The following is a 6,770-nucleotide window of genomic DNA, read 5'->3' on the forward strand; positions in this document are numbered from 1 at the left end:
TGGGCTGTGTCTCTATAATCCTCATAATTGTATCCTCCTTTTACATTAATCAATAGAGTAATTATATATTAAGTTCACAACAATTTACTATTACGTTTTAAATTACAATTATGCAATAGTTATTTTTCATAATTTCCACAATAAAAAATTTCTGCATTATTATATGCAATTTTATTATAACAAAAAATAAGCCATATATTCACTTCTGAATTATACGGGTTAAATTATAAATTATTAAAAAGAACCTAGTAAAACTACTACACAATTACTAAAATCTTTAACAATCTTATGTATTAATACTGCTTTTTCCTATCCCTGATTCCCAACTAAAATTTTAACTTCTTTAATATTTAACAATTTGAAAAAAAGGGCAAAAATATATTTTATATTTCTACCTAACAAAAAATCTTAAATTATCATGCTTATGTAATTGGCAAATTAATTGTAAATTTAGTTATATTATCATTACTCTCAACAAATATTTTGCCACAATGCTTTTCAATTAATTCCTTTGCTATACATAATCCGTACCCATGATTTTTATCATTATCATGCTTAGTAGTAAATCCCGAGTCAAAAATTTTATCAATAATTTCTTCAGGAATTTTCTCACCATCGTTTTCTATTATTATCACTATATCCTCTAAATCTTGAAATGATTTTGCTATTAAAGTGCCACTATTCCTCATTGCTCTTATTGCATTATTAACAATGTTAATTATTATTCTGTATAGTTCTATCTCAGCTATTGTAGTTAATTTAAAATTAGCAGTATCTTCAATTATAACATTTATACCTTCTTTAGTAGCATGTCCAGTTGCTAATGAAAGCAATGAAGACTGTTTAGAATTTTCATTATTCGTATTTGGATCATTCTGATTTATAACACTTTTTAGAAATCTAACTGTATCATCATATCTCTTCATATTTACTAGCTCATATAAACAACTCATTTGTAACCCATAATCATTTTTAATTTTTTTTAGTTCAGCATTTTTAATAGTTAAAGTTCTATTTAACCTATTTATTTCATTCGCTCTTCTAATTATTTTAATAAAAAAAACTATAGTAATAATTAAAAAAATAAAGAGAGCTGAATAAACAATAGTTCCAAAAGACGAACTATCTATTGCGTATGATATAAAATAAAATGAAGTTAAGAAGTCCGGAATAAAACTAACAAAAACAATAACTTTAATTGGAATATCCTCGTTTAATAGGATTTTATATATTTGTTTAATCTTACTCCTATACATATAACATAAAGGTAACAATATAGCCTGCGAACCATACATTAGCATAGCCATAACTATTTTTATGTAATCTGATAAAAAATACTGTTCTAAAATTCCATATAATATATTACCAAATATAAAAACTAAAGTGCTTCCTATCAAATATACTAAACTATATGATATTAATGCTTCTCTATAATTTAGCTTAATAAACAAATATACAATTATTAATGCACAAGTATGCGTAAGAAATATACCTACCAAAATACTTTGAAATATTTTAGGTATAAAAATAACATTGGCTGATAATATTATTAAAAATAATATTATCTTTTTCTCATTTCCATTTTTCTTCATATTTAAACAAAAATATATTATATAAATAAATGATATATTTTGTATTATCGAAATTAATATGTCTAAATAGTTCATTTCCAATTCACATCCCAATAACTTACTACTTGAATTATTATACTATCTTAATCTTTTCATAGATTCTGGCATCTCCTCAATGCCATATCCAAAATATGATGCAGTACTAGCTTTGGTCATTCTACCTGAAATATTAAACAATATGTTTGCAAAAACTTTTTTAATTAACATAAAATCACCCTCCATACCCATAACATATTTAAATTAAAACCTTTACAATAATTAAGTAAAATAATCATCTTATCTAGCCTAAGGATTTGAGCCAATAGAAATGTGAAATTGGAAATGATATTTTCTTAATTTATGAGAATCTGATGTTTGAATTAATTAATTTGATTATTAAACTTAATTATATTTACATTTTATTCCGAATATTCTATTTATTCAACATAATTAAAACACAAAATTCTTACATTTTTTATGATTTTTTTCCATATTATTCTCAATATAAACAAAAACATATCTTATTCGAAACAATCTTCTATTTTAAATGTTTTTTACATTAATTAATTCTTTTTAACGAGAAAAAAATAAGAGAATAAAGATTCTCTCTACTACCATTATTTTTTAAATATTTGAATAAAGATGTTTTCTAATCGACTTTGGAATATCCATTAGTATTATTATGTCTAATTTTTAATAACATATTATTATAAAACATAATTTAAATTACTTATCTTTTTAAATATTTTTAAGATGCAGTCATTAATTTGGCTACATCTTTTTTTATTAGGTATTGATAAGCTCAATTCCATACCCTTAAGAAATAAGCATATCCTATTGTATCCATGCTCCAGTATCATCAACTTTGTAGCCATCAGGAGTTGTACAGTTCAAGTATAATCCTCCATGACTATCGAAGCTATACCATTCACCATTAATAAGTTCCCAACTATCTTTATAAGCAAATTGAAACTCATATTCTATTTCATTAATTTTACCATTTTCGGATTATAATTCCTTTTTCTTTTTGATTTCTTTAATCATTTCTTTTTTAGTTTCTACATACATAGTATTTTATGCTCTTAATATAGCTGCATATTGTATCTGAATATTCTCCCATATAATATTAAGTGGATTTTTCTCATCGATGGCCTTAATTATTTCAAGAGTATCTTTAGGCAAATACTTTGAAAAAAATCCATGAACTTCTGCATTCTTATTTCCTGGCCTAGCCATGCTAGATTGCGTTTCGAAAATCAAACTCTTTTTATCACTGATAATAGCTTTAGTTTTATTGATATTACCTTTTTTATTTGCGTCTTTATTATTTGCAACGTTGAATTATTTTTACCATCCCAATCGCATCTATTCTTCCAACTTCTAATAGTGCCTTCAGGAACATCTAACTCCTTTGATATGTCTATTAGTTTATATCCTCTATCAAATAATTCTTTAGCCACTATTTGCTTTTCATTTGGTGCTCTAGCCATTCCTCACGTTCACCACCTCGCTTCACTTTATCTTCTTATTTTAATTATCCAGAAATAAAAAGAGTATCATTTTCTGATACCCTTGTTTATAGTATTTAATCTAAATAATTATAATTCGATTTTATAAATAAAAAGTTTATTCGAATGTAACGGTTTTTAACATATCATTAAAGGAAGCCATAATATCTGCACTTGAAATATCACTTCCTCTAGTAAGAGAGAATATATATGCATTGTTATTATTGTAAAAAAACACTTGATGTAATCGCACTCGAAGATTCGATTCATTTTTATATTCAAAGTCTAATATATCTACTGTTCTACCATTAATTATTTGAGTTGAAGTATTAATTTGGTCAAAATCTGAAATTTTCTTTAAACATTTAATACTTGCGTCTAAATACTCTTTACTCGTATGCCCTTTCAAATTTAATGTTGTCGCAATTACATTTGTTCCCTGATTATCCAAATAATAAACAGTAAGCCCATTCATAGTTGATTTTTTCCAAGTTGAAGGATATTTTACTGAAACTCCTTGTAACGTTGTACTTAAAGTAGGCTGAAGTTCATATATATCCCAATATCCATTGCTATTTAAATAATAGCCGTCAACATAACGATCATGAGCCATGTATCCATTTCTCTCGAAATAATACCACTTTCCATCTATTTTCTTCCATCCAGTATACCACGAGCTGCCATCAGCATACCACCAGCCTGTACTATCCTGTTTCCATTCTGCACTAGCACCAACTGGATTTATTGCCAATGCCGATGCTGCTATTAATAAGCTGGCTATTAATTTCCTTAATTTAAAATTCTTCATTATTATCCCCCCTAAACACATATAATTTAATTGTACACATCCTACATTTCTTGTCAATTTTATTTAATCTGTTTAAAAATAGGTAAAAAATCAATTGGTAGATTAAACCTCATTTTCTTCATTTGATAATCTAGCAATATCCATTTCATCACATCTAATTAAAGTTGGTTTTGTAATTTCGCCACTTCTTAGGATTTCTATTTCTTAACCAAAAAATAATGGCATTAGTATCTGGTGGAACTTCCTTTTTAATCTTCTTTGCTTTAGAAGTCTTCCCGTCCTTACTAGCCACTATTTCAGTTTCTTCATATTCATATCCTAAAGCTCTTTTAAGTAAGGCCTGTTCCACTTTATCATCGTAGTATTCATGACTCTCCTCAATCACTCTCATGAGATCAGGGTAAATTTCTTTCCATTCATTTAAAGTCTTAAGACTAATGTTTAACTTTTTTGCCAACTCACTCTCAGTAAGTCCTTCTTTAGTTAGTGATTTAACATCTTCTAATTTCTTATCATCAAATATATCTTTTCCTTTCATCTTTATCGCTCCCTAAGGAGTTTTCTTAGAAACATAATAAAAAGCCCTTTTGGGGGCTTCATCCTAGCTTTCAATTGCTATATATCTTGGGTATGTATATCCTTCTGAATTTATTAAAATTCCTTTTTTATTTGCTTTATTTCTTACCCTTATACATATAAATTCTCCTTTTTCATTTATTCCTCCATCTTCTTCGGTTATCCAAGGTTGATCCTTGCTAAAGTTTTCTGTAAACTCCTTATATTCTTTATCGCTTAAAATAACTTCCCTTGATATCTCATACGCTATACTCTTTATTTCATCATCATTTGATTTTTTCTTTAATCCTTTAAGTTCTTTAACATTTAATACTTTTCTTCCAAACAATGCTTTCATTTTGATCGCCTCCGTGTTTTATTTCCTTAACACATTAATCACTCTGAAACACTTTAATTGCAAGTCTTTTTTATCAGTTTATTTAACTTCAAAATAAGGAATTTTTTCTCCATCTCTTAGTAAGTAAACTTCATCTGATCCATATTGGTTTATATATCTTAGAACTATAACATCAGCATATTTTTCATCCAGCTCCATAGTATAACATACTCTTTGAAGTTCAGTTGCAGCCATTAAGGTGGATCCACTACCGCCAAAAAAATCTACTACTAAATCATTAGGCTTACTGCTATTCTTAATTGCTCTAGCACATAAAGACAATGGTTTCATTGTTGGATGCTCTGCATTTCTAGTTGGCTTAGGAATTTCCCAAACAGTATCTTGAGTTCTATCATCAACAAAGTAATGAGCTTTTCCCTCTTTCCAGCCATATAATATAGGTTCATGTTTCCACTGATAATCTTGTCTTCCAATTACAAAAGCATTCTTGACCCAAATAATGCATTGAGCTAGCTTTAAACCTGATTCTCTAAATGTCCTCCTAAAGTTTTCACCTTCACTATCAGCATGGCAAACATAAATAGGAGCTCCTTCTTCCATATTCTCATAATAATTATTGAATACTTTAGATAGGAACTCATAAAATTCATTTTGTGTCATATTATCATTTGCTATAGTAAGTTTATCTGCAGTCGCTCCTTCATAATTTACATTGTATGGTGGATCCGTAAATACTAAATTTGCTTTAAGACCATTCATCAATTTTTCAACATCTTCTTTTAATGTACTATCTCCGCAAAGTAATCTGTTTTTACCAAGAAGCCATACATCGCCTCTTTTACTTTTAGGTTCTTCTATATTCTCTAGTTGTTCTTCAACATTAAAATCATCATCTTCCTGGATCTCCTTTGGATTATACTTATCCTCTATCTGCTCAAATTCACTTAAATTAAATCCAGTTAGATCTAAATTATAATCATCAAGCCTTAATTCTTCTAGTTCCTGAAGTAATGCTTCATAATTCCAGGTTGCAAACTCTGAAGATTTATTATCCATTATCCTAAATGCTTTAACCTGCTGTTCAGTAAGATCATCGGCTTTTATTACTGGAACATTTTCTAATTCTAATTTTGCAGCTGCTTTATATCTTGTATGACCAGCAATGATAACATTATTCTTATCCACTATTATAGGTACTTTAAAACCAAATTCTTTTATGCTTTCAGCAACTTTCTCTACTGCAGCATCATTATTCCTTGGATTATTTTCATATTGGATAATTTCACTTAGTTTCATGTTTTCAATTGTCATCATATGTTATCTTCTCCTTTCATCATTCTTAATACATTCGCTTATATCTTTTTTACTATATGTATAATAAAACAAATCCATTTCTTCACATTGACCTATATCCCTGCATCCTTTACATTCGATTGGAGACTTAGCACATACAACAGCTCCTTTTTGAAATTTCATATTTAGATTTAATTTTCTTCGCTTTACTTTGTTCATGTTAAATCTCCTTTCTAAATTATTATTTTGATTGTTTTAGCGTATAAAAAAAAGAGCCTTATTTAGACTCTGTTGTTATCTATTTGAATCTCTGATAGAATTAATTTTTATGATATACTTATTCCTAATTCTTTCTATACACTCTGAACAATACATATTTTCCTTTATTTCTTCCTCACAAATTTTGATAAGTTTTGTTATTTGTCTATTAAGTTCAGCTCTAGAAACAGAGTCTAATTTGGGGTGTGTTGACTTTTCTAACTTGTAAGTTGATTTTTCTATTTCATATATGGAATAATCTATTATATCCCTTCCAATTAATTCATCACATAAACATCACTTATATCCATCTTCTCCATAATTAAAAGTAAGCGTAAAAAAATTAACGGATAGAAAATGCAATCCTCCATTGTTAAAAT

At 27.6% G+C, this 6,770-nt stretch carries 9 protein-coding genes; all 9 read right to left on the minus strand.

The window, feature by feature from the left end; genetic code table 11:
• Positions 1-422: 422 nt before the first annotated feature.
• Complete coding sequence (locus tag COL3_RS00945; protein ID WP_008420189.1) at positions 423-1,667, minus strand: ATP-binding protein; 1,245 nt, start codon at positions 1,665-1,667, stop codon at positions 423-425.
• Between the two features lie 42 nt (positions 1,668-1,709).
• Positions 1,710-1,838, minus strand: coding sequence for a hypothetical protein (locus COL3_RS29485; RefSeq protein ID WP_008420191.1), 129 nt, complete (start codon positions 1,836-1,838; stop codon positions 1,710-1,712).
• 846 nt (positions 1,839-2,684) lie between these two features.
• Positions 2,685-2,846: a hypothetical protein gene (locus COL3_RS28485; protein WP_180277907.1), complete on the minus strand. Its 162-nt coding sequence runs from the start codon at positions 2,844-2,846 to the stop codon at positions 2,685-2,687.
• Between the two features lie 20 nt (positions 2,847-2,866).
• Complete coding sequence (locus COL3_RS00950; RefSeq protein ID WP_008420195.1) at positions 2,867-3,100, minus strand: phage terminase small subunit-related protein; 234 nt, start codon at positions 3,098-3,100, stop codon at positions 2,867-2,869.
• Between the two features lie 136 nt (positions 3,101-3,236).
• Entirely contained in the window at positions 3,237-3,926 is a 690-nt protein-coding gene (locus COL3_RS00955; protein ID WP_008420196.1) for a cell wall-binding protein, read from the minus strand.
• A gap of 154 nt (positions 3,927-4,080) precedes the next feature.
• Positions 4,081-4,464 (minus strand): hypothetical protein, encoded by a 384-nt coding sequence (locus COL3_RS00960; RefSeq protein WP_008420198.1) that lies wholly within the window; start codon positions 4,462-4,464, stop codon positions 4,081-4,083.
• A gap of 63 nt (positions 4,465-4,527) precedes the next feature.
• On the minus strand, positions 4,528-4,839 hold the full coding sequence (locus COL3_RS00965) for a hypothetical protein (RefSeq protein WP_008420200.1): 312 nt from the start codon (positions 4,837-4,839) through the stop codon (positions 4,528-4,530).
• Positions 4,840-4,917: 78 nt separating this feature from the next.
• Positions 4,918-6,153, minus strand: coding sequence for a DNA modification methylase (locus COL3_RS00970; protein ID WP_008420202.1), 1,236 nt, complete (start codon positions 6,151-6,153; stop codon positions 4,918-4,920).
• A gap of 3 nt (positions 6,154-6,156) precedes the next feature.
• Positions 6,157-6,351 carry a hypothetical protein gene (locus COL3_RS00975; protein WP_008420204.1) on the minus strand — a complete coding sequence of 65 codons (195 nt, stop codon included), beginning with the start codon at positions 6,349-6,351 and terminating at the stop codon, positions 6,157-6,159.
• Positions 6,352-6,770 lie beyond the last annotated feature (419 nt).

It is taken from the genome of Clostridium sp. LS (assembly GCF_002760435.1).
Lineage (GTDB): Bacteria > Bacillota > Clostridia > Clostridiales > Clostridiaceae > Clostridium.